Origin of the sequence: Mongoliitalea lutea, assembly GCF_014652135.1 — a bacterium.
Classification (GTDB): domain Bacteria; phylum Bacteroidota; class Bacteroidia; order Cytophagales; family Cyclobacteriaceae; genus Mongoliitalea; species Mongoliitalea lutea.
This window is the reverse complement of sequence record NZ_BMYF01000029.1, coordinates 16,306-37,410: the sequence shown is the minus strand read 5'-3', so window position 1 is coordinate 37,410 and position 21,105 is coordinate 16,306. Positions and strand designations below refer to the sequence as shown.

Genomic DNA, 21,105 nt, shown 5'->3' with positions numbered 1-21,105 from the left:
CTTGGCTGTTTTATCCCAAAAAGCAAATAGCCGATAATACGTTTTACTGAACTTGGTTCTAAACTCCCAAACTTCATCCTGAAGTTTTTTAAAAAGTTCTCGGTCATTCGTAATGCTGGCCTTCCAAATATTGTAAAAAATTTTCTCCCTTGCCTTCTCGTCAAGTTCATCAAGGAATTGCTTTGCATCTTCCAAAAATTCTACCCTGAATTTATAATTATCCATTCAAGTTCCCTTTAGAACTTCAAATATAAAAGTTTCTTTTTTAGGAAACTAATTTTGTTCGTGAGTTTTTTAATGCTGATACATAACGTTTCGCTTCACGCAATCTATAGCGCTATGTATGCCATTTGGAATAAATAGCGCTATAGATTGCTACAGCCAAATTAACATCTATAATTTAAATAGTATGCTTATTGTCGATTTTTCTGACATCGTTTTTTAGTTTGTTAAAAACAAAGCAAAGTGCAGCCCACTCCTGCCCTAGTAAAAATTATGATAACTGTATTTTTTTAACTATTACGGTCTCATACGGACTGCCTCCGAAGTTTTAATAATTCGATTTTTCCTTAGTGCATGGGAGGTATTTTTCCGCGTATTCAGCGCATTCCTCGAGCACTCATATATTTCAATCTCTGCCAAATCTGTCAAATCCGTTTTATCCGCGAGAAATTTATTTTACTTTTGACAAAATCCAGTAACCCATGACCCGCCAAGAAATTTTCCAGCAAATCCAACAGAAAGCTTCTTTCTTATGTGTTGGGCTAGATACAGATATTCAGAAAATTCCCCAACACTTACTCAAAGCCGCAGATCCAATCTTTGAATTCAACAAGCAGATCATTGATGCAACGGCGGATGTAGCAGTGGCTTACAAACCTAATATCGCTTTTTATGAGTCCTTAGGTGCTAAAGGTTGGGAGTCACTACACAAAACACTGGAGTATATCCCAAAAAATATCTTTACGGTGGCAGATGCCAAGCGAGGAGATATAGGCAATACTTCCGCATTGTATGCCCGAGCTTTCTTTGATACCATGGATTTTAACTCGATCACCGTTGCACCTTATATGGGCGTGGATAGCGTAAGTCCGTTTTTGGAATTTGAAGGCAAATGGGTAATCCTCCTAGCCTTGACTTCCAATCAAGGGAGTCAGGACTTTCAAACATTAACAGCTTCGGATGGCAGACCTTATTTCCACCATGTGTTGGAAAAAAGTCAAACATGGGGTACTCCTGACAATCTGATGTATGTGGTAGGTGCTACCCGGGGAGAGAAGATAGCAGAAGTTAGAAGCCTGGCACCCGAACACTTCTTTTTGGTACCTGGCGTTGGCGCACAGGGAGGAAGCTTGGAAGATGTAGCCAAGTTTGGAATGAACGAGCAATGTGGCTTATTGGTCAATAGCTCTCGGGGAATCATCTATGCAGACAGCTCTGAAAACTTTGCAAAAACAGCCCGAATGGAAGCCCAAAAGTTGCAGGAAGAGATGAAAAAACTGCTGGATCACTACCTCTGATAAAATTAAGTACTTAAGTTGGGCCTTTGGAGGGGTATGTGCTTCCAAAGGCTTCTTTATTTTTATAGGCTTGATTATTTTTAGGTATCAACAACGGATGTTCGGGTGTCAAAGAAAACTCTTCCAACGTTTGAATCTTTGAAAAAGTTGGATTGTGGCTAAACCTGTACATCGGATAAACCCCTACAACCATGGCCAACTTCAACGAGGATTTTTTACAAACTATCTGGAAGTATCAGTACTTCGATAAAAACAGTTTAGAGACCACCACAGGAGAGCGGATAGAAATCAAAAAAATAGGTTTTCATAATTTTCACGAAGGTCCTGATTTCTTGGAAGCCCATATCAAAATCGGCAAGCTCGAATACCATGGACATGTGGAAATCCACAAGTACGCCTCCGAATGGAATCAGCACGAACACCAAGAGGACTCCCGCTACAATTCGGTCATCCTGCATGTAGTTTGGCAACATGACAAAGAAATGCTGCGGCAAGACCAGACAATCCTTCCTACTTTGGAATTGAAGGGACGGGTGTTTTTGGATGTGTTGAGAAACTACGAGCGGTTAATCACCAAGTCTTCCGAATTACTTTGCGCAGATGAACTACCTGATGTCCCCGATATCCTTAAATTTTCCATGATTGAAAAAGCCTTGGTGGAGCGCTTGGAAAAAAAGTCAATCCTAATTTTAGATAGTTTAGCACAGACGAATAATGACTGGGAAGAAACTGCCTATCGTTGGCTATTTCAATGCTTCGGCTTTAAAACCAATGCAATCCCCATGGGTAAAGTTGGCAGTAGTGTACCTTACAAGGTCTTGCAGCGCTTAAGCTTTCAGCAACGAAGTTTGGAGGCCATTCTTTTCGGTCAGGCAGGTTTACTAGAGGGTGAAACTTCAGATGAGTATGTGCTTGATTTACATCAAGAGTACCTTTTTCAGCGACAAAAATTTGGTCTCAAGTTTGCCTGTCATGCGCACGAATGGAAAATGATGGGGGTGCGTCCAAGCAACTTCCCATGCATCCGTCTCGCTCAGCTGGTTCAGGTATTGCGTCAAAACCCTAATCTATTTTCAACAGTCCTCCACGAGTTGGACAACTTTCAAAACTTCAAAAAGATTTTTGCCATCAATCTCCCTTCGTATTGGCAAGAACATTATCGCTTTGCTAAAAAAGCAGAAAAAACCACCACAAAAGGGCTCAGCAAAGATAGCTTATTCCATTTGGCCATCAATTTTGTTGTTCCTCTTTGGTATACCTACGGAAAGTACCTTCAGGAACCCGAATGGAAAGAAAAATGCATAGATTTCCTGCAAACCATACCGGCAGAAAACAATTACATCCTTCGAAAATTCAAAGCAGTCAACTGGCCCGTGCAGCATGCATTCGATTCGCAGGGAATGTTGGGACTTTTCCATAACTACTGTTCCCAAAAAAAATGCCTCGACTGCAAGATTGGACAAAACATCATCAAGCCCCAAAAAATGGGCAGGCCAGAAAAAAAAAGGAAATTTGGTTAAGAGATGGGATTGACCTAATTTTGCGAGTTGATTTACGCAAACATGGAAAAACCAGTAATAATTTTCGGAGCCAAAGGAATTGCTCATCCCGCATTGGAAATTTTCAATAGCAACAAAGTCATTGTATATGGCTTTTTGGAGGAAGAGGCAAGCCTTCACGGCACAGAAATCAACGTAGTGCCTGTATTAGGTCATCCCGAAGATGATGGTTTCCTCAAGTTGATCGGTAAAAAATGCGAGGCTTTCGTCGCCGTAGACGACAACAAGTACCGACAGTTTTTGGTCAAATTGCTGAACGAGCGCCGAAAAGTGCAACCCATCAATGCTATCCACGATCGTGCTTATATATCTACTGATGCCAGTATTGGTCATGGGAACTTCATCAATGCACAGGTGACTGTTGGTGCTGGAAGTACTGTTGGGAGTCATTGCATTTTCCACACAGGAGCGATTATTGACCATACCTGCCAAGTGGAAGATTTTGTACAAGTAGGTGCTGGCTCTATTGTCAATGCAGGCGTTACCCTAAAAGAAGGGGCCTTTGTTGGAAGTGGCGTGACCATTGTAGCAGGACTGACTATCGGGAAAAATGCGCGAATCGGTGCAGGTTCGGTGGTTATCTCCGACGTGAAAGACAACGAAACCGTATTTGGGAATCCAGCGGTACCTATCAAGAAGTAATTCTTAATCAATTTATACACCTAACACCCTGCCGAAACAGGGCTGACGTTATGGAAAACAACAACTACAGTATTTTACTTTATTACTGTTATGCAGCAATTGAAGATTGCGAAGCATACAGGGAAGAACACCATCTGTTCTGTATTGAAAACAACATCCGCGGGCGAATCATCATTTCCCCTGAGGGATTGAACGGGACAGTTTCCGGTCTCAAAGAAGACTGCGAAAAGTACATGGCCTACATTCATGCAGACCCTCGATTTGCCAAGACAGAGTTCAAAATCGAATCGCATGATAAACATGCCTTCGCAAAAATCCATGTGCGTGTAAAACCAGAGATTGTGCACAGCTCCTTGCGCCACATCGACCCTAATGTAAAAACAGGGAAGCACTTAGAGCCACTGGAGTTCAAGGCAATGAAAGACCAAGAGGATGTTGTGATTCTGGATGTGCGCTCCAATTATGAGCATGAATTGGGACATTTTAAAAATGCGGTACGTTTGGATATCGACAACTTCCGTGATTTCCCTGAGAAGGTTAAGGAACTAGAGCACCTGAAAGGCAAGAAAGTATTGACCTACTGCACAGGTGGTATCAAGTGTGAAAAGGCTTCTGCATTTTTATTGGAACAAGGATTTGAGGATGTGTACCAACTACATGGAGGCATCATCAAGTACGGTATGGAAGCCGGTGGTGAAGACTTCGAAGGCAAGTGCTATGTATTTGACAATAGGATTGCAGTTGATGTCAATGCGATAAATCCCACTGTGATTTCTACTTGTCATGTCTGTGGCACCAACTGTGATCGCATGGTCAACTGCGCCAATCCAAGTTGCAATGCCCACTTGCCAATCTGCGAAAAATGCGGATGGGAACTGGAAGGGGCTTGTAGTACTACTTGCCAAGAGCATCCCGAAAAACGTCCTTATGACGGAACGGGCTACTATCAGAAAAATACGAATGGGTACAATCCATATAAAGGCTTATTTAGGAAGCCTAACAAAGAAACAATCAAAAATTTGATTCATGAGTAAACGAATTCCAGAGTCTGAATTGATCATTAATCCCGATGGGAGTATTTATCATCTCAACTTGAAGCCAGAACATCTGGCTTCAACTGTTATTGCTGTAGGCGATCCCGAGCGCGTAGCTAAAATCTCCAAGTATTTCGATTCTATCGAATACGAAATCACCAAACGGGAATTTGTAACCCATACTGGTTATTATCAGGGAAAACGCATCACGGTCATCAGCACCGGAATGGGTACGGATAATATCGAGATTTTTATGACCGAGCTGGATGCCTTGGTCAATGTGGATTTGGAAACACGCTTACCAAAGGAAACACACACTTCCCTAGATATCATCCGCATCGGTACTTCGGGTAGTATGCGTCAGGAAATACCGGCCGGATCCAAGCTGGCATCAGCGTATGGAGTTGGACTAGACACCTTAATGGCATTTTATACTACCGATTACACAGCGTTAGAAGAAAAAGTAGGAAAGGCGATCCAAGAATCTCTCAACATCAGTTTTCTACCTTACTGTATCCAAGGCTCTGGAAGATTATTGGGGAAATTGGGTGAAGGACTAATCATTGGTAACACGGCTACTTGCCCAGGCTTTTTTGGTCCTCAAGGAAGGGAAGTTCGCTTAAAACCAGCCATTCCTGACATCATAGAGAAGTTGGGTGCAATCAATGTGGATGGCTTTCAGATGACCAACTTTGAGATGGAAACTGCCGGATACTATGCGATGGGTAGATTGTTGGGACACGAAGTATTGAGTTTGAATGCTATCGTAGCTAACCGGGTAACTCAGGATTTTGCATCCAATTCCTATGAAATAGTAGATGAGTTGATTCAGCATACCTTAAAAAAATTGGCGGAGTAAAACCCCGCTTTTTTTATACCATTCAACATGAAATAGCACTTTTTAAACCGAATTTTTACAATTGATGTATATACAGGAAAATTCCAAACATCTCCTTCCCTGAATCGTTTAATTAGAAGATTCATCAACACAATCTACAGGTATTCAATAGTATCCGAATTGGAAACCCTTGCCTTACTACTAATTTATAGCTTTAAGGCCAAAAACTAAACCAACAATTATGAAACCTCTTTACATGACAGCTTGCTGTCTTTTATTTTCTATTTTGTTTTCTTTTCAAAGCCTTGCACAAGATGTCACCGTCAAAGGTAGAGTGATTAATGCCGAGACATCAGAAGTATTGGAGTTTGCAAATGTAGCTATTTTATCCCCTCAAGATTCCAGCTTAGTCAAAGGTGCAGTAAGTGAATTGGATGGTACATTTTCGTTGCTTTTACCAGAAGGCTCTTACTTATTACGGGTGAATTTTATTGGCTATCAAAATTATTTCAGAAAGTTTGACATTGGAGATCGTAATCCTTACAATCTTGGAAATATCAGGGTAAGACCTGCCGCAACCGACTTGAGTGAAGTGGTGGTAGAAGGTGTTGCCTCCATTTTCGAGAGTGATATTGACAAGCGTACATACAATGTAGAAAACAGCATTGTAGCAGAAGGTGCTACCGCTGCAGAATTATTAAGTACGCTTCCATCTATTCAAGTGGATGAACAAGGAGGTATCTCCATGAGGGGTAGTGGAGAGGTCATGATTTTCATCAACGGCAGACCTTCCAACCTTGGGGGTGGAGATATGGAAAGCATTTTAGCTCAATTCCCGGCGAATAGTATCAAGTCTGTGGAATTGATCACCAATCCATCCTCCCGATACGATGCAGCAGGTGTGGGTGGTATTATCAACATTATTCTGAAGCAAAATCAAAATTTGGGATTTAATGGACAAGTGAATGCCTCGGTAGGTACTCGGGATAAATATCAGGTGGGAACAAATTTAAACTATGCCACGGAGAAAGTGAATTACTTCTTTTCTTTGAATGCCCAAGACCGACTACTCTTCAGAGAAGCAGAAGGGTTCCGGGAAAACTTTATCCCGGGAGTTTCCAGATTCTTGGATCAAGATGATTTCGAATTATCAAGAAGAAGAAGTGCCTTTATGCGTACTGGTTTTGATTACAACATGCGGGATAATATGACGTTAGGATTTTATGTCCAAGGTAATCTGAGCGATGGTACAGAAACAGAAGAAACCAATCAGCGAAGCTTGAATCAGTTATCGGCTATAGATTCCGTTTTTGTAAGAGATAGAGCCCAGGAGCAGCGCGGTAGAAATTTTGAAACAGGATTGAACTACACTTGGAATATTGACAGTTTAGGCCAGCGGTTGTACTCTTCTGCTTCCATTGCTTGGGATAGCCGGACGCAGTTTACAGGGACGGACCAGACTTTTTTTAATTCGCTAAATGAACTAATTCCTGCCAACGGTCTCAACCAATTGGATGATATGACGAGAGAAAGCCGCTTAGCTATTCTTCAATTGGATTATGAAAAGAAAGTAGGTCAAAATGGAAAATTTGAAACTGGATTGAAAGGAACTTTCGGTTATTGGGAAAGAGGTACAGCCTTTTCACAGGGGGACTTAGGAAATAATTTTCAGCCCACACAGATTGATTCGTTGAGCGACACCTTCTCATTCAATGAAAATGTATATGCCTCTTACTTTATGTTCCGCAACAGAATAAATAAATTCGGTTATCAGATCGGGGCACGAGCAGAGTACACACAAACAGAAGGAAATCTTTTCAGCAGTGGTGAGCGCTTTGTCAATGACTATTTCAACATCTTCCCGAGTATTTTCACTACTTACCAATTGGGCAAGGAGGAAGAAATTTCCGTAAATTATAGCCGTAGAATTTCCCGTCCCGGTATTTGGGCCCTTTCACCCATTCTAAGCCTTCGCGATCAGCTCAATTTTAGCGTAGGTAATCCTCTATTGCAACCGGAATTTACCGATAGTTATGAAGTAGGTTACATGAAGGGATTCAAAAGTTACCTCTTAAATGCAACGGTTTATCATCGCTACAGCACGGATGTACAAACCCGTATCATCACCTTATTGGATAACAATATCACCATTCAAAGTAGGGAAAATGCTGATATCCGAAGAAGTACGGGATTTGAGATGGTTAACCAATTTGAACTGACTAATTGGTGGAATGTGGCACTCACGGGAAACTTCTTCTACTCTGAAATCTTCGGTGCTAATCTGGGAGAAGGCTTTAACAACTCCAATTTCTCTTGGACTGTGAACATGCTATCCACCATGTCTATTCCAAACCTCTTCTCCGTCCAAATACAAGGGGACTATAGAGGTCCAATCGTACTTCCTCAGGGACAAATCGAGCCATTGTGGGGAATCAATCTTGGAATCAAACGAGATGTACTGAATAAAAAAGGAACTATAAGTGTGAATGTCTCCGACATTTTTGATACCAGAATATTCCGAATCACCACCAATGACAGTCGGTTTGACTTAAACCGTATGTTTAACCGAGAGACAAGAATCGGTACAGTCGCGTTCACCTACCGCTTTGGTGGTTTCAAAGATAGAAATGGTAATCGCGAACGCGGTGGCAGAGATATGGGAGAGGATATGGATTTTTGAGCAAACAACTGAAAGATAGAAGGCTAACAGTAGCTACCAAAAGGAAATGACAATTTCTTTTGGTAGCTGATCAGAAATTTGATTAAAAAAAAGATATCAATTTTTCTTCAAATAAATTCAGTAAGTTTCCCTCATGAAACCCTCACAAACAATCATCCAAGCCTTAGCAGCACTCCGAGACGAGGAAAAGGCCATTTTCCTCCAACGTTTCTTTAAAACCGGACCCGGTCAGTATGCGGAAGGGGATGTGTTTTGGGGTATAGTCCTACCCGAGCAACGGAAGGTTGTCAAACAGTTTTGGAAAGCATGTGGTGCAGAAGATATTGCAGAGCTCCTCAATCACCCTGCGCATGAAGTAAGAATGACTGGTGCACTAATACTCGTACAAAAAACCCAAAAGAGCAGCTCCGAAGATGAAATCGAACAATGGGCTCAGGTTTATTTGGACAATAAAGCAGGTATCAATAACTGGGATTTGGTGGACAATTCTGCTCATCATGTCCTAGGAAGATGGTTGTATAAAAAATCTGATCGAAGCATCTTACAAACACTATCGGAAAGTCTCTCACTTTGGGATAACCGTATCAGTATATTGACAACTTTTTACTTCCTGAAAAAAGGGGACTTTGAAGACACCTTCTACCTTTCCAAAAAAATGCTTCATCACCCTCATGATTTGATGCATAAAGCCATTGGATGGATGATCAGAGAGGTGGGTAAGCGGGATTGTGAGGCTGCTTATAGCTTCTTAGCCAAACACTATTCTACCATGCCTAGAACAATGTTGCGTTATGCCATCGAAAGATTTGATGAACCCTTGCGAAAAGATTTCTTGGAGGGAAGGGTATAACTCAACCTATCCCATCCAATTCACTCAATTCCAACCAGCGTAACTCTAAAAGCTCTACTTGATCTTCTATTGCTTTGATCCTGGTGGATAGGGTTAAAATCTCCTCATGATTCCCTGTCCCTGCGGATAATTGATCCACCAAAGTAGCTTTTTCCGATTGCAGTTGCTCTAATGTTTGAGAAATGCTTTCGAATTCCTTTTTCTCTTTAAAACTTGCTTTAACCGCTGTGGGCTTTGGAGCAGCTGTTTGCTCAACTTTCACCTCTTTGACCGGCTCTATTTCTTTTTTGGAAGCTTTCTGCTCTTTTTCCCGCTCTCTAAAATCGGTATAGTTTCCAGGAAAATCAGAAATCACACCCTCTCCTTCAAACACAAACAAGTGGTCTACCAATCGATCCATAAAGTATCGATCGTGAGAAACCACCACCAAACAGCCCGGGAAATCGTCCAAAAACTCCTCCAGAATATTCAAGGTCATGATATCCAAATCATTGGTAGGCTCATCCAAAATGAGGAAGTTGGGACTCTTGATCAAGACCATCAACAGCTGTAATCTTCTGCGCTCCCCTCCACTCAACTTAGCGATAGGTGTATGTTGCTGCTTAGGCGGAAAACCAAATTTATTCAAAAATTGAGCAATCGTGATAGTACTTCCTCCAGCGACGGTTACAACTTCTGCCACTTCTTTGACAATATCAATCAAGCGCTTTTGCTCATCGAAGCTATCTTCTTCCTGACGGTAGTAACCAATGACCGTAGTCTGTCCTATCGTCACCTTCCCAGCATCAGGTTGAGCTAATCCTGTTACCAAATTCAGAAAGGTAGTCTTCCCTGCACCATTAGGCCCAACAATGCCAATTTTGTCTCCCTTCTTGAAAATATAATTGAAGTCCTGAATAACCGTCTTGGTATCATAAGACTTTTGTAACTTCTCAATTTCGATGATTTTATTGCCCAAGCGTTGAGTCGTGACATTCAACTCAATTTCGCGTTCTTCTCTTTTGCGGAAGGCCTTCTCTTTGGTCTCTTCAAAAGCATCCACACGGTACTTGGCTTTAGTACCTCGAGCTTTTGGCTGTCTGCGAATCCAATCCAATTCTTTTTTGTATAAGCTCTTGGCTTTCTCCTGTTCGGTAGCTTCGATTTCTCTACGTTCAGCTTTTTTCTCCAAGAAATAGGAGTAATTTCCAAGATATCGGTAGATACCTCCATTATCCAATTCCAAAATTTGATTGGTGACCTTTTCCAAAAAATAACGATCGTGTGTCACCATAAAAAGGGCTAAATTGGTCTTAGACAAATAATCTTCCAGCCACTCAATTGTCTCTAAATCCAAATGGTTGGTAGGCTCATCTAATAAGAGTAAGTCCGGCTTTTCAAAAATTGCTTTAGCAAGAGCGACACGCTTACGCTGTCCCCCACTTAGACTACCTACCGGCAAATCAGTATCATGCAGGCCTAATCTTCCAAGAATCTCCTTGATCTGATGTTCAAAATCCCAGGCCTGGAAACTATCCATCAATTCGAAGAGCTTTTGGAGATCATCTCCATTATCTACCCCATTCTCTGCGTCAAGCATAGCTTTGTGGTAGCGTTCGATGACCTGCAACACCTCATTGCTACTCCCGTCAAAAATGGTTTGATAAATACTCAAGCTTCCTTCAAACACGGGATTTTGATGCACATAGGACACCTTCACCTGTTGATTGATGGCGATGCTCCCTTCATCCGGTACTTCAATCCCCATGATGATTTTCATCAACGTGGACTTTCCAGCGCCATTCACACCTACTAAAGCTACTTTCTGACCTTGGTCAATACCGAAAGAGATTTTTTGAAAAAGTTTACGCTCGCCAAAAGATTTACTCAGGCCTTCAACTGATAGATAATTCATGCCGCAAAGATAGGCAGGAAGTACAAGATTTGAGCCTTACTTTCCTAAAAGGGTCTTAATTCCTTCCAAAATATGTTTGATGCCTTCTTTGAAATGCTCCGAGGACTCGTTGATTTGAGGTTCGTATTCCGTCTTTTTCTCTTGATAGAGCTTTTCCAGCTTTTCTTTCCCTTTTTCAAATTCAGCTTCCAATGTGGTCTTCTTTTCCCGAAGGTCAGTAATCTTTTTCTCGATTTCTTCCTTGGCTTCTCCTCCCAAGTCTGTGCCTTTCTCGATTAATTCTTCTATTTTAGTCCCGATATCTTTAAGGATGGATTCCACCTCCTCAAAGCCTGTTTTTCTTTGTTCCATGATTTATTGACTTTATCCAAATGATTAACAAGATACTACAGAAGCTCGAAACTACCAGTAAATTGAAGTATGAAATATATAGACACACCCTCAATCTTTTCAATGAGCTAGAACAAACCGCACATGAAATCTCAGAAGAGCTCCGGGCGCAGGCGCCGGATATAGATGATTTACGGATCGGAGTCAAACGAATCAATGATTATGAGTTTATGTTCCAAATTGGAGGCGATACATTGGTGTTTATCCTGCAAAGCAATATCAGCAGACTACCGGAAGACTCTTACCTCAGTAAATCCAAATACCTCAAAAGTGATGCGGAATTACAGTATTTCGGTCAGATTTTAATTTATAATTTTTTGAGCGACACCATCTTATTCAATCGCTTGGATGATCTAGGCTATTTGGTAGGCCGACTACTTCTCAACAAAGAGAAAAAATTCTTTTTTGAAGGAGAACGAAAGATTGTATTTAATTTTCCTGAATTGAAGGATAACCCCATGACTGAGGAGAAAAGACGTAGCCTTATCGAACAACTGCTGATGTCTGCTTTAGAAAATGATTTGCTCCCTCCAGCTTTTCAGGATATAATGGTGATCAGCTACCACCAAAAAATCGAGCATACCTCCAGCATGGGTAATCCGAAAAAGATTGGCTTTGACCTGTTTGCTAAAGGGAGGGACTGAGAAATATCGTTTGAGCTGAATTTGGATTTAGAAAAACTTGGCAGGTTTTTAGTGCTTTTTAACCGATTATAGACTGTTTGTATCTATATAAACCTACCAAGTTTTACTACTAAACTATCAATCTTCAATAGTCTCCGGCTGCTGAGTTTGCTTTTCAAATAGTTCTGCATACACACCTTTGGCATCCAACAAAGACTCATGAGTACCATGCTCCACAATCTGTCCATCATCAAGGACGATAATCTTGTCTGCAAGCTTGGCGGATGATACTCTATGAGAAATAATGATGGAAGTTCGCTGCTGCATAATCCGCTTCAAGGCTGATAAGATAGCATTCTCGGTCTTAGTATCCACCGCAGACAAACAATCATCTAGTAATAAAATGCTTGGCTCCTTCGCGATCGCACGAGCAATCGAAACACGCTGTTTTTGACCACCAGAAAGTGTGATTCCTCTCTCTCCCAATTTAGTTTCGAAGCCATTTGGGAAATCGATGATATTGTTATAGACATCCGCATCTTTAGCCGCTTGCTCGACTTGCGGCAATTCCATGGTATCCATTCCAAAAGCAATGTTATTGCTAATACTATCGCTAAACAAGAATACATCCTGTGGTACAAAACCAATTTGCTTGCGAAGGGAGGCTAAATCATATTGCTGAATTGGTCTGTCATCAATGGTAATTTTCCCGGAACTGACATCGTACATACGCATCAACAGGTTTGCAATGGTAGACTTACCTGAACCAGTAGTCCCAATGATTGCCAACGATTGACCTGCATCGATGGTAAAGGACACATGCTTTAACGCTTGGATACCTGAATTGGGATATACAAAAGAAACATCCTCAAATGCCACATTCCCTTGTATAGCGACTTCTAAGTTTTCTGTACTCTGAATGTCATTTTTCTCATCCAAAAACTCATTGATACGTGTTTGGGAGGCAGCCGCCCGTTGTACAATACTGGTAACCCAGCCTAAAGAAGTCACAGGCCATGTCAGCATATTGACATAAAGAATAAATTCCGCAATAACCCCATAGCCTATAGTTCCCTCAATAACCTGAATACCCCCTATGTAAACAGTCAAAATGGTACTAATGCCAATCAATGCCAATATAACCGGATAAAACAAGGCCTGTACTACAGTCAATCGAATGGATTTGTCTTTATAATCGACCGAAGCCTTTTCAAACTCATTGGATGAATCCTCTTCTCTTACAAAAGCCTTCAACACCCGAATTCCAGAAAAGGCTTCCTGAACAAATGTACTCAAGCTTGAAAGGCTACGCTGTATTTTCTCAGAGCGTTCGTTGATCAGGTTATTGACAAAATAAATGCTGATTGACAGGATAGGTAATGGCAACAAGGAATAAATAGTCAATTCCACATTTACCGAAAGCATGTATCCAATCACCATCGGAAACAAGATCAGCAAATTGAGCCCATACATAATCGCGGGTCCCAGATACATCCTCACACGGCTGACATCCTCCGTGATACGGGCCATCAAATCCCCAGTACTATTTCTTCTGTAAAAGCTTAAGGGTAGCTTTTGGTAATGATCGAAGATTTCATTTTTCATGTCATACTCAATCAATCGTGACATGATAATAATGGTCTGACGGATTAAGAACAGGAAAAAACCTCTAAGTAAGGCCATCACAAGGATCAAAACTCCGAAAATCAGGATGTACTGAAGAAAAGATGAGCGTGCGCTGGCAGATAATTCCAAGCCCTCTATGACCCTGTAGAAAGTAAAGCTCTCTACCACATAATCTATGGCAATTCTCACCAGTTGGGCAGGGATTATTACAAAAATGTTGGAAATGATAGTAAATAAAATTCCCAACAAGAGATAACCCTTGTATTTATAAAGATATTTATTGAGGCGCCAGAGTGGTTTCACGAAAGAAAAACTTTAAAATCACTTGATTAGTTTTAGAATACTCTATTAATTGCATTAGTAAAGCCTGTAGAAAATATATAATTTTGTGCAGCTGTTTTACCAATCAGCAATCCCAAATATAACGCATTTAAAAATTCCTAGTTCAAATGGTAGAAACTAAAACCGAGGAAAAAGTGAGAGAAGGTTCCATTTATGGACAGATTACCTCTCTAGGCCATGAGCAGTTGGTCATTTGTTATGATGAACCTACCGGCTTAAAAGCGCTTATTGGCATTCACAATACCGTACTTGGCCCGGCATTGGGTGGTACACGTATGTGGCACTATGCCAACGAAGCGGAAGCGATTACAGATGTTTTGAGATTGTCCAGAGGAATGACCTTCAAAGCTGCTATTTCTGGATTGAATCTAGGTGGTGGTAAAGCGGTAATCATCGGCGATCCGAAATTGAAAAATGAAGCCTTTATGAGAAGGTTTGGTAGATTCGTAGAAAGCTTGAATGGTCGATACATCACAGCGGAAGACGTAAATACCAAAACCAGTGACATGGAATTCATCCGTATGGAGACCAAGCATGTGACAGGTCTTCCTGAGTACAAAGGTGGTGGTGGCGATCCATCTCCTGTTACTGCCTATGGAACATACCTAGGAATGAAGGCCGCTGCTAAGAAAGCCTATGGCACAGATTCATTGGAAGGTAAAAAAGTAGCTGTCCAAGGAATCGGTCAAGTGGGTAAGTACTTGGTCAATCACTTGGTTAAAGAAGGCGCAATCGTCTATATCACGGATATTTTCGAAGATAGATTGAAAGCAGTTGCTGCTGACACGGGCGCAACAGTAGTGGACCCTGCGATGATTTATGACATCGATATGGACATCTATGCTCCATGTGCTTTAGGTGCTACTGTAAACGACGACACCATTTCAAGATTGAAGTGTCAGGTTATCGCCGGTGGCGCCAACAATCAGTTATTGGATGAAGAGAAGCATGGTCAGCTTTTATTGGAAAAAGGAATTGTCTTTGCTCCCGATTTCTTGATCAATGCAGGAGGCCTCATCAATGTATACACAGAGTTTTTAGGTGGCTACAAGCGTGAAACCGCGTACGGTCAAGCTGAAAAGATCTATGATACATGTTTGGCTATTTTGAATAAATCGGAAGCTGAGCAAATCCCATCTCAGCAGGCTGCTATCGAAATGGCTTGGAGTAGAATTGAAGCAGTAGGTAAAGTAAAATTATCCTACTAATTGATATAAATAAACCGCTCTCATTGGAACTCATAACCAATCGGAGCGGTTTTTGCTATGATAATCCTAGGATTTAAAGGTGGAAATCCTTTGCTTCCTACAAATTGAGTATATTTACGTTCTTTAAAATCAGGTATGTTAAACAGAAGAATTCTCCGGGTCAAGGCTTTCCAAAACCTATACGCCTATGATCAGTGCAAGGCATCTAATCTCAACCTTGCCAAAGATCTCATTAGAGATGCTTTTCAGCCCGACTTGAATAGTATGGAGGTTCAGGACAAGAATCTTCTCAAAAAAGAAGCTGCCATCGCTACTGATCTGTTTGTGTCCAACCTGAACAATGAATTCCTTGACATGAAGGATTTCACCCAGCCTAAAATCAAGCAAGCTGTCAAAGAAGCCTTAAATTTTTACAGACAGGCCAACACCAAAGACTACGATTTCTTAATCAAAAACATGGTCTCCTCAGCGGAGCGCTTGCCGCAACTCTACCTCTATGCTATCAAATTAATCTTGGCTTTTGGGGAGCATGTAGCAGGAGAAACTGAGCGCAAAAGAAAGTTCAGCGGAGAAAAGGTTACCATGACAGTTGGTGAAATGAATCTTGCCAAAAATGTGGTCTTAGACAAAATTCGTCAATCCAAAGAATTTGAAGCAGCCTGCACACGTAATCAGGTGGACTTGGAAGAATTGGAACTGGAAATCAAAGAATGGTTCCGGGATTACATCAGACCTTTGGATGAATACAAAGCATATATCGGACTCTCAGCACCAACGGCAGAGCAAGATTTCGAGATTACAGATGACATTCTAAAGAAGGTGATTTTCCAAAATGACGTGATTCTCAACTTTTTCTCTGAAAAAGATATGAACTGGACGGAAAATAAATCCGTAGTACGCAGCTTGGCATCCAAAGTATTGAAGAATGTGAAATCACATTTGGATGAAACGGGAGAGGTCCTCCCTGAAATTGCCCTGAATTGGGAGGAAGACAAGGAATTCTTCCAAAATATCTTTAACTTGACCATCCAAAATGACGATCGTAACAGAGAAATGATCGCCAAAAAGACAGAGAATTGGGATATCGAGAGAATCGCCCAAACGGATAAAATCATCTTATCCATGGCTTTGACCGAGATGCAAAATTTCCCGAGTATTCCTGTCAAAGTAAGCATCAACGAATACATCGACATTTCCAAAACCTACAGCACGCCGAAGAGTAAGCAATTTGTTAACGGTTTGTTGGATGTATTGTCAAAAGAATTAACCGATAAGGGTTTGATCCGTAAAAGTGGTAGAGGACTCTTAGACAACAAATAGAAAGATAACAACATGAGCAAAAATTCAAATGCATGGATAGCCTTTATTGCAGGTGCCGGAATCGGAGCTGCATTAGGTATTTTATTCGCTCCAGATAGCGGTAAAAACACACGTGACAAACTTTCTTACCAACTTTCGAAATACAAAGAAGAATTGGAACGCTTAGTTGCAGATTTGAAAGAAGGAAAAAATATGCCATTCAATGAAGCAAAATCTGAAGGTAACCGTGTGATCTCAGATGCAAAAAATAAAGCGGAGAATTTATTAAGCGATGTCAACAAACTGATAGAGCAAATCAATAAAGAAGCAACAAATTAAAACCCTTAACGATTATGAAATACTTAAAAGTATCAGCTTTGATGCTGGGAGTAGCTTTAATGGTATTTGCTTGTGATAGCAAAACAGAAAGTAATGGAGAGCAAGCTGCTAAAATTGCTGATTTGGAACAAAAATTAGCGAGACTAGAAGCTTCACAGCCAATAGCTACTCCTACAAATGTATCTAACAGTACTCCATCAGATCCTACAACCTTAGGACAATTTAAGTTTGAAGAGACTGAATACAATTTCGGAACTATAAATGATGGCGAAGTTGTAGAAAAAATCTTTAAGTTTACTAATGAAGGTCAAGCGCCATTGGTGATTTCAAATATCACCGCATCTTGTGGCTGTACAAGCCCAGATTGGAGTAAAGCCCCTGTCAAACCTGGAGAAGAGGGCTTTGTTAAGGTTGTATTTAACTCAACTGCGAAACCTGGTGCGCAATCACCTACTGTAACAATCCAAGCAAATACATCTCCAAGTATTACGAGATTGAGTCTGAGAGGAAATGTAACACCAAAAATAGTATATAACACTAGTCCAGCTGCTGGACCAGTAAAAAGAGATTAATTTATGACAATCAATTGGATTCTTGCCCAGGCGATGGGTGGTGAAATTATGGGCCAAGTATTTTTATTTGGATCCATTATTTTGATCATGTATTTCTTCATGATCCGACCGCAACAGAAAAAACAAAAAGAAACCAAAAACTTCATCGATTCCATCAAAAAGGGCGATAACGTCGTTACAATTGGAGGAATTCATGCAAAAGTATCTGCTTTGGAAGGAGAAACCGTTATCTTGGAATTGGATAAGGGAATGAAATTGAAGGTTGAAAAAACTGCGATTTCTGCTGATTTCTCCAAAAAAGCAACAGGAACTAAATAAATCTACCTTGGCAAAAATCAATCGATTCTTACCAAAACTCACCCCTGAAAAGGTGAGGAATCTCAAGGTGGCAGCTGCCTGCTTTTTGGCCGCTGCCACCTTTTGGGTTTTAAACGCCCTCAATAAGGATAATTACAATACCATCGTGGATTATCCTATTGAAATAATTTTTGATGAAACAGAATTTATGGCGGTGGAAAAGTTACCATCCCGAGTTACAATCGAAGTCAATGGCAACGGTTGGGACTTACTCCGCAAGTATTTCAAATTTAATGAGACCCCCTTTCTGATTGAAATCAATAACCCCTCTACCAAAGATTACCTATTGACCGCTGATATTCGTAGAAGTCTTGCGGAAAATATCAGTCCCACTACCTTGGTTTCTATGGTAACCGACACCGTTAAGTTCAAAATTGACAAGATTGTTACGCGCAAAATCAAAATTGTCGCAGACACAAGCAATTTGAGTTTGTCCAAAAACTACCGGCTGGCAAGCAGCATAGAAATTGATCCTTCCATAGTCTCTGTGAAAGGCCCTACCTCCATTTTACAGGCACTCAATGGCGAGATACTTGTGCCAATTACGGAATCGAAGCTTTCAAGCAATTACAATAAGATTTTACCTTTGGAGCTACCAGCAGATACAAAAGATTTTTTAGAACTGGATGAGGAAAGTGTACATATCCGTTTTGATGTCTATCAGATGCTGGAAGGCAACAAACGTATCAAAACCAAGCTCATCAACTTCCCTAAAAATGCTTCATTAAAAGATGATCCTGGTACGATTGTGATGTCCTATTTGGTCGACGAACGCAAAACCAGTCAATTATCTGAGATAGATTTTGAAGCCATTATCAATTACAACAATCGCAATCGTGAGGATAGTACAGTAAAAGTTCAGCTATCCCCTAGCCCTTCATTTTTAGAAAACATTCAAATCAAACCAGATATTCTGCGGATCAAGTATGAAAAATAATACACCACTTAACGTTGGGATTACAGGTGGTATTGGCTCCGGGAAGTCAACGGTGGCCAAAATTTTCACCATTTTAGGAATCCCTGTGTATTATGCAGACGATCGGGCAAAGTGGCTGATGGCCTATGATACTAAGCTAAAATCAGCTATCACCGCTAATTTCGGAGAGGAATCATATCTATCCGATGGTACACTCAATAGAGCTTTCCTTGCCGATCAAGTATTCAATGACTCCGAAAAAACTACACGCATCAACAACTTAGTGCATCCTGCTGTGAGAGAAGATTTTGAGCAATGGGTAAATCAACAAAAGAGTCCTTACATTTTAAAAGAAGCTGCACTTTTGTTTGAAACCGGCTCTTACGAAGAGTTGGATCTAGTGATCAATGTCAGCAGTCCTTTGGTTATTAGAATGACTCGTATTTTATTGAGGGATCCGCACCGGACCGAAGCACAGGTACACGCAATCATTGATAAGCAGTTACCAGATGAGCAAAAAAATGAGCTCGCACATTTCATCATCAAAAATGCTGATAACAAATTATTGATCCCTCAAGTATTAAAAATCCATGATAAAATTTTAGCGAAAATAGCTGCTAAAAATTCAGATTGATCTGATCTAGGTAGAACTTCATGCGGCTATGCTTTTCAGGTAAAAAATCAATATTGTCAATCTTATCGAGTTTGTGGTTATAAAATACCTCCACATACCTATCCTCTAACAAATACAGATTAACTTTATAGGAGTAATAACGGATACCTACGATAAAGGTACCTTCCGTATAAAGTTTGTGTATTTTGGTATGTAAAGGCAACTTGTTAAACTCCTCCTGCTCCATTTATTCTAACTTAGCCAACTCCATTTCTGACGCAATATAGCCAAAAGCGGACCAATATCCCGTTTCCAGCACATGTTGGAAAATACTTTTTGCCATTAGGGTATCTCCCAAAGCTAAATAATGATTCCCCAAGCCATAGCCTTGGGTGACATATTGTAAGCGTTGTTCGTCCGAAGCTTTATTTGTAGTCATTAAGTCGCTTGGTGAAATTTTTCCCTGATACATGAGAATCCTGCGGAAGTAGGCATCATTCTCGATAATCTCCATATCCTCACGCACGATACTAATCGCCTGCTTGGCCTCTTCCATCCTATCCAATTTTACTAAGGTCATATAGTACCAATCTAAGGTCGCAACAATCAAATCATCGTTATCAGAGACCTGCATGCATTGCTGATACGCTGCGAGGGCTTTTTCAAAATCCCCCTTGAGATAATGGGCAAGACCCAAATGATACCACACATTGAACTGTACGCTTGAAAGTGGGATATTTAGCGCATTTGGAAGGCCATCTTCTTCGATTTGAATGGGGAGGCCTTCCATCAAACGTGCTGCCTTTTCAAAATCAATAATCGCTTCATCCAGTTTTCGAATGCTGATATAGCGGTGTCCACGATGTCTCAGGGGTTCATAAGCAGTTGGGAAATCTTTAATGGCCTTTGAGAAAGTTTTAATTGCCAAATCATGTCTACCCAAATATGCCTCCCTTCTACCAATCCAAATAAGATGTTCCAGCGTCTGTTCATCTTCATAGGCCTGCTCCGCTAATTGCAACTTTTCCAATTGTGCTTTTTGAGAAACAGAATCTACCTGTGTAAACAGAGAGTCCCCCAAAAAGCTGAACCCTTGAAAAACCTGCGATTCTGATGTATGCATGTGGTCAAGTTGCACGTTTACTTTTTTGGATTCTGACTGACAGGCAGAGAGAATTACAAGGAGCACTAACAAGCGTGGTATCATAAGCTCTAGATTTAGCGTTAGAAAACTTTGAGAAGCAAGAGTTGATCTGTATTATTGAAGGTAAAAATATTTGAGTTGAAAATGAATTTTATTGGCAAACAAAATCGTAAAAACAAACATTTCTATTGGTTATCAGCGATTTTACTTCTATTTTTTTTGAGTTCATGCGGTTCTAGCAAAAAATTATATACCCAAAATGTCAATAAAGTAGTAGACACTGCCAAATCTTACCGAGGTACACCCTACCGCTATGGTGGCACGACGCGCTCAGGGATAGACTGCTCTGCTTTGATTTACCATTCCTATGCAAGTATAGGAGTGCAAATGCCGCGAACCTCTGAGGCTCAGAGCAAAATGGGAAAAAAGGTTAACGGAAAAAATTTACAAAAAGGAGATCTGGTGTTTTTTGCTACAGGGCGCAGTAAAAACAAAGTCTCCCATGCTGGAATCGTTACAGAAAACCAACGCGGAAGAATCTTATTTATCCACTCCTCCACGAGTTTAGGGGTAACGGAAGACAACCTTGCAAACCCTTATTGGTCCAAAGCATTTTTATTCGGGAGACGAATTTTGGATGAGAAAAAGTAAAGCCCTGA

General features: G+C 40.8%; 22 protein-coding genes. 16 read left to right on the top strand and 6 right to left on the bottom strand.

The window, feature by feature from the left end:
* Positions 1–225: type II toxin-antitoxin system RelE/ParE family toxin (locus IE080_RS18275; protein ID WP_189586255.1), on the bottom strand; the 225-nt coding region annotated here is incomplete at its 3' end.
* Positions 226–704: 479 nt separating this feature from the next.
* On the opposite strand from IE080_RS18275, the gene pyrF reads away from it, so the two are divergent.
* The 7 genes from pyrF to IE080_RS18240 all read left to right on the top strand — a co-directional run bounded on the left by pyrF (position 705) and on the right by IE080_RS18240 (position 9,123).
* A complete protein-coding gene (gene pyrF / locus IE080_RS18270; RefSeq protein WP_189586252.1) occupies positions 705–1,520 on the top strand; it encodes an orotidine-5'-phosphate decarboxylase in 816 nt (271 codons plus the stop codon).
* Between the two features lie 191 nt (positions 1,521–1,711).
* Entirely contained in the window at positions 1,712–3,040 is a 1,329-nt protein-coding gene (locus IE080_RS18265; protein WP_189586249.1) for a DUF2851 family protein, read from the top strand.
* 42 nt (positions 3,041–3,082) lie between these two features.
* On the top strand, positions 3,083–3,721 hold the full coding sequence (locus IE080_RS18260; protein WP_189586246.1) for an acetyltransferase: 639 nt from the start codon (positions 3,083–3,085) through the stop codon (positions 3,719–3,721).
* A gap of 50 nt (positions 3,722–3,771) precedes the next feature.
* The gene (gene trhO / locus IE080_RS18255; protein WP_189586243.1) at positions 3,772–4,755 is read left to right on the top strand and encodes an oxygen-dependent tRNA uridine(34) hydroxylase TrhO; all 984 of its coding nucleotides are present in this window, start codon (positions 3,772–3,774) and stop codon (positions 4,753–4,755) included.
* Entirely contained in the window at positions 4,748–5,614 is an 867-nt protein-coding gene (locus tag IE080_RS18250) for a nucleoside phosphorylase (protein ID WP_189586240.1), read from the top strand. The genes trhO and IE080_RS18250 overlap by 8 nt, the downstream gene beginning before the upstream one ends.
* Positions 5,615–5,834: 220 nt before the next feature.
* Positions 5,835–8,273 carry a TonB-dependent receptor gene (locus IE080_RS18245; protein ID WP_189586237.1) on the top strand — a complete coding sequence of 813 codons (2,439 nt, stop codon included), beginning with the start codon at positions 5,835–5,837 and terminating at the stop codon, positions 8,271–8,273.
* A gap of 133 nt (positions 8,274–8,406) precedes the next feature.
* Positions 8,407–9,123, top strand: coding sequence for a DNA alkylation repair protein (locus IE080_RS18240; RefSeq protein ID WP_189586234.1), 717 nt, complete (start codon positions 8,407–8,409; stop codon positions 9,121–9,123).
* 1 nt (position 9,124) lies between these two features.
* Here IE080_RS18240 and IE080_RS18235 read toward each other — a convergent pair whose 3' ends face one another.
* Both IE080_RS18235 and IE080_RS18230 read right to left on the bottom strand, forming a co-directional pair.
* On the bottom strand, positions 9,125–11,017 hold the full coding sequence (locus IE080_RS18235; protein WP_189586232.1) for an ABC-F family ATP-binding cassette domain-containing protein: 1,893 nt from the start codon (positions 11,015–11,017) through the stop codon (positions 9,125–9,127).
* 36 nt (positions 11,018–11,053) lie between these two features.
* Entirely contained in the window at positions 11,054–11,368 is a 315-nt protein-coding gene (locus tag IE080_RS18230; RefSeq protein ID WP_189586229.1) for a hypothetical protein, read from the bottom strand.
* A 20-nt stretch (positions 11,369–11,388) separates the two neighbouring features.
* Between IE080_RS18230 and IE080_RS18225 the strand changes: the two genes are divergently transcribed.
* Positions 11,389–12,051 (top strand): hypothetical protein, encoded by a 663-nt coding sequence (locus tag IE080_RS18225; RefSeq protein WP_189586226.1) that lies wholly within the window; start codon positions 11,389–11,391, stop codon positions 12,049–12,051.
* 117 nt (positions 12,052–12,168) lie between these two features.
* On the opposite strand, the gene IE080_RS18220 is transcribed toward IE080_RS18225, so the two are convergent.
* Positions 12,169–13,959 carry an ABC transporter ATP-binding protein gene (locus tag IE080_RS18220; RefSeq protein WP_189586223.1) on the bottom strand — a complete coding sequence of 597 codons (1,791 nt, stop codon included), beginning with the start codon at positions 13,957–13,959 and terminating at the stop codon, positions 12,169–12,171.
* A gap of 146 nt (positions 13,960–14,105) precedes the next feature.
* Here IE080_RS18220 and IE080_RS18215 point away from each other — a divergent pair, with 146 nt between their 5' ends.
* The 7 genes from IE080_RS18215 to coaE all read left to right on the top strand — a co-directional run bounded on the left by IE080_RS18215 (position 14,106) and on the right by coaE (position 19,323).
* On the top strand, positions 14,106–15,206 hold the full coding sequence (locus IE080_RS18215) for a Glu/Leu/Phe/Val family dehydrogenase (RefSeq protein ID WP_229800730.1): 1,101 nt from the start codon (positions 14,106–14,108) through the stop codon (positions 15,204–15,206).
* Between the two features lie 135 nt (positions 15,207–15,341).
* Entirely contained in the window at positions 15,342–16,526 is a 1,185-nt protein-coding gene (nusB, locus tag IE080_RS18210; protein ID WP_189586220.1) for a transcription antitermination factor NusB, read from the top strand.
* A 12-nt stretch (positions 16,527–16,538) separates the two neighbouring features.
* Positions 16,539–16,844, top strand: a complete 306-nt coding sequence (locus IE080_RS18205) for a YtxH domain-containing protein (protein WP_189586217.1) — start codon at positions 16,539–16,541, stop codon at positions 16,842–16,844.
* A gap of 14 nt (positions 16,845–16,858) precedes the next feature.
* The gene (locus IE080_RS18200) at positions 16,859–17,416 is read left to right on the top strand and encodes a DUF1573 domain-containing protein (protein WP_189586214.1); all 558 of its coding nucleotides are present in this window, start codon (positions 16,859–16,861) and stop codon (positions 17,414–17,416) included.
* A gap of 3 nt (positions 17,417–17,419) precedes the next feature.
* Positions 17,420–17,734 carry a preprotein translocase subunit YajC gene (gene yajC / locus IE080_RS18195; protein ID WP_189586211.1) on the top strand — a complete coding sequence of 105 codons (315 nt, stop codon included), beginning with the start codon at positions 17,420–17,422 and terminating at the stop codon, positions 17,732–17,734.
* Positions 17,735–17,741: 7 nt separating this feature from the next.
* Positions 17,742–18,710: a YbbR-like domain-containing protein gene (locus IE080_RS18190; protein ID WP_189586208.1), complete on the top strand. Its 969-nt coding sequence runs from the start codon at positions 17,742–17,744 to the stop codon at positions 18,708–18,710.
* Positions 18,700–19,323, top strand: a complete 624-nt coding sequence (coaE, locus tag IE080_RS18185) for a dephospho-CoA kinase (RefSeq protein ID WP_189586205.1) — start codon at positions 18,700–18,702, stop codon at positions 19,321–19,323. Before IE080_RS18190 ends, coaE begins: the two co-directional genes overlap by 11 nt.
* On the opposite strand, the gene IE080_RS18180 is transcribed toward coaE, so the two are convergent.
* Together IE080_RS18180 and IE080_RS18175 are read right to left on the bottom strand one after the other, a co-directional pair.
* Positions 19,307–19,549 carry a hypothetical protein gene (locus IE080_RS18180; protein WP_189586202.1) on the bottom strand — a complete coding sequence of 81 codons (243 nt, stop codon included), beginning with the start codon at positions 19,547–19,549 and terminating at the stop codon, positions 19,307–19,309. The two genes, coaE and IE080_RS18180, sit on opposite strands and share 17 nt — an antisense overlap.
* Entirely contained in the window at positions 19,550–20,509 is a 960-nt protein-coding gene (locus IE080_RS18175) for a tetratricopeptide repeat protein (protein WP_189586197.1), read from the bottom strand.
* Between the two features lie 81 nt (positions 20,510–20,590).
* Here IE080_RS18175 and IE080_RS18170 point away from each other — a divergent pair, with 81 nt between their 5' ends.
* Positions 20,591–21,097: a C40 family peptidase gene (locus IE080_RS18170; RefSeq protein WP_189586195.1), complete on the top strand. Its 507-nt coding sequence runs from the start codon at positions 20,591–20,593 to the stop codon at positions 21,095–21,097.
* The last annotated feature ends 8 nt before the right edge of the window (positions 21,098–21,105 follow it).

Coding starts and splice junctions, on each gene's coding strand:
- pyrF (WP_189586252.1), top strand. CDS start 705: ATGACCCGCCAAGAAATTTTCCAGCAAATCCAACAGAAAGCTTCTTTC.
- IE080_RS18265 (WP_189586249.1), top strand. CDS start 1,712: ATGGCCAACTTCAACGAGGATTTTTTACAAACTATCTGGAAGTATCAG.
- IE080_RS18260 (WP_189586246.1), top strand. CDS start 3,083: ATGGAAAAACCAGTAATAATTTTCGGAGCCAAAGGAATTGCTCATCCC.
- trhO (WP_189586243.1), top strand. CDS start 3,772: ATGGAAAACAACAACTACAGTATTTTACTTTATTACTGTTATGCAGCA.
- IE080_RS18250 (WP_189586240.1), top strand. CDS start 4,748: ATGAGTAAACGAATTCCAGAGTCTGAATTGATCATTAATCCCGATGGG.
- IE080_RS18245 (WP_189586237.1), top strand. CDS start 5,835: ATGAAACCTCTTTACATGACAGCTTGCTGTCTTTTATTTTCTATTTTG.
- IE080_RS18240 (WP_189586234.1), top strand. CDS start 8,407: ATGAAACCCTCACAAACAATCATCCAAGCCTTAGCAGCACTCCGAGAC.
- IE080_RS18235 (WP_189586232.1), bottom strand. CDS start 11,017: ATGAATTATCTATCAGTTGAAGGCCTGAGTAAATCTTTTGGCGAGCGT.
- IE080_RS18230 (WP_189586229.1), bottom strand. CDS start 11,368: ATGGAACAAAGAAAAACAGGCTTTGAGGAGGTGGAATCCATCCTTAAA.
- IE080_RS18225 (WP_189586226.1), top strand. CDS start 11,389: ATGATTAACAAGATACTACAGAAGCTCGAAACTACCAGTAAATTGAAG.
- IE080_RS18215 (WP_229800730.1), top strand. CDS start 14,106: ATGGTAGAAACTAAAACCGAGGAAAAAGTGAGAGAAGGTTCCATTTAT.
- nusB (WP_189586220.1), top strand. CDS start 15,342: ATGTTAAACAGAAGAATTCTCCGGGTCAAGGCTTTCCAAAACCTATAC.
- IE080_RS18205 (WP_189586217.1), top strand. CDS start 16,539: ATGAGCAAAAATTCAAATGCATGGATAGCCTTTATTGCAGGTGCCGGA.
- IE080_RS18200 (WP_189586214.1), top strand. CDS start 16,859: ATGAAATACTTAAAAGTATCAGCTTTGATGCTGGGAGTAGCTTTAATG.
- yajC (WP_189586211.1), top strand. CDS start 17,420: ATGACAATCAATTGGATTCTTGCCCAGGCGATGGGTGGTGAAATTATG.
- coaE (WP_189586205.1), top strand. CDS start 18,700: ATGAAAAATAATACACCACTTAACGTTGGGATTACAGGTGGTATTGGC.
- IE080_RS18180 (WP_189586202.1), bottom strand. CDS start 19,549: ATGGAGCAGGAGGAGTTTAACAAGTTGCCTTTACATACCAAAATACAC.
- IE080_RS18175 (WP_189586197.1), bottom strand. CDS start 20,509: ATGATACCACGCTTGTTAGTGCTCCTTGTAATTCTCTCTGCCTGTCAG.
- IE080_RS18170 (WP_189586195.1), top strand. CDS start 20,591: ATGAATTTTATTGGCAAACAAAATCGTAAAAACAAACATTTCTATTGG.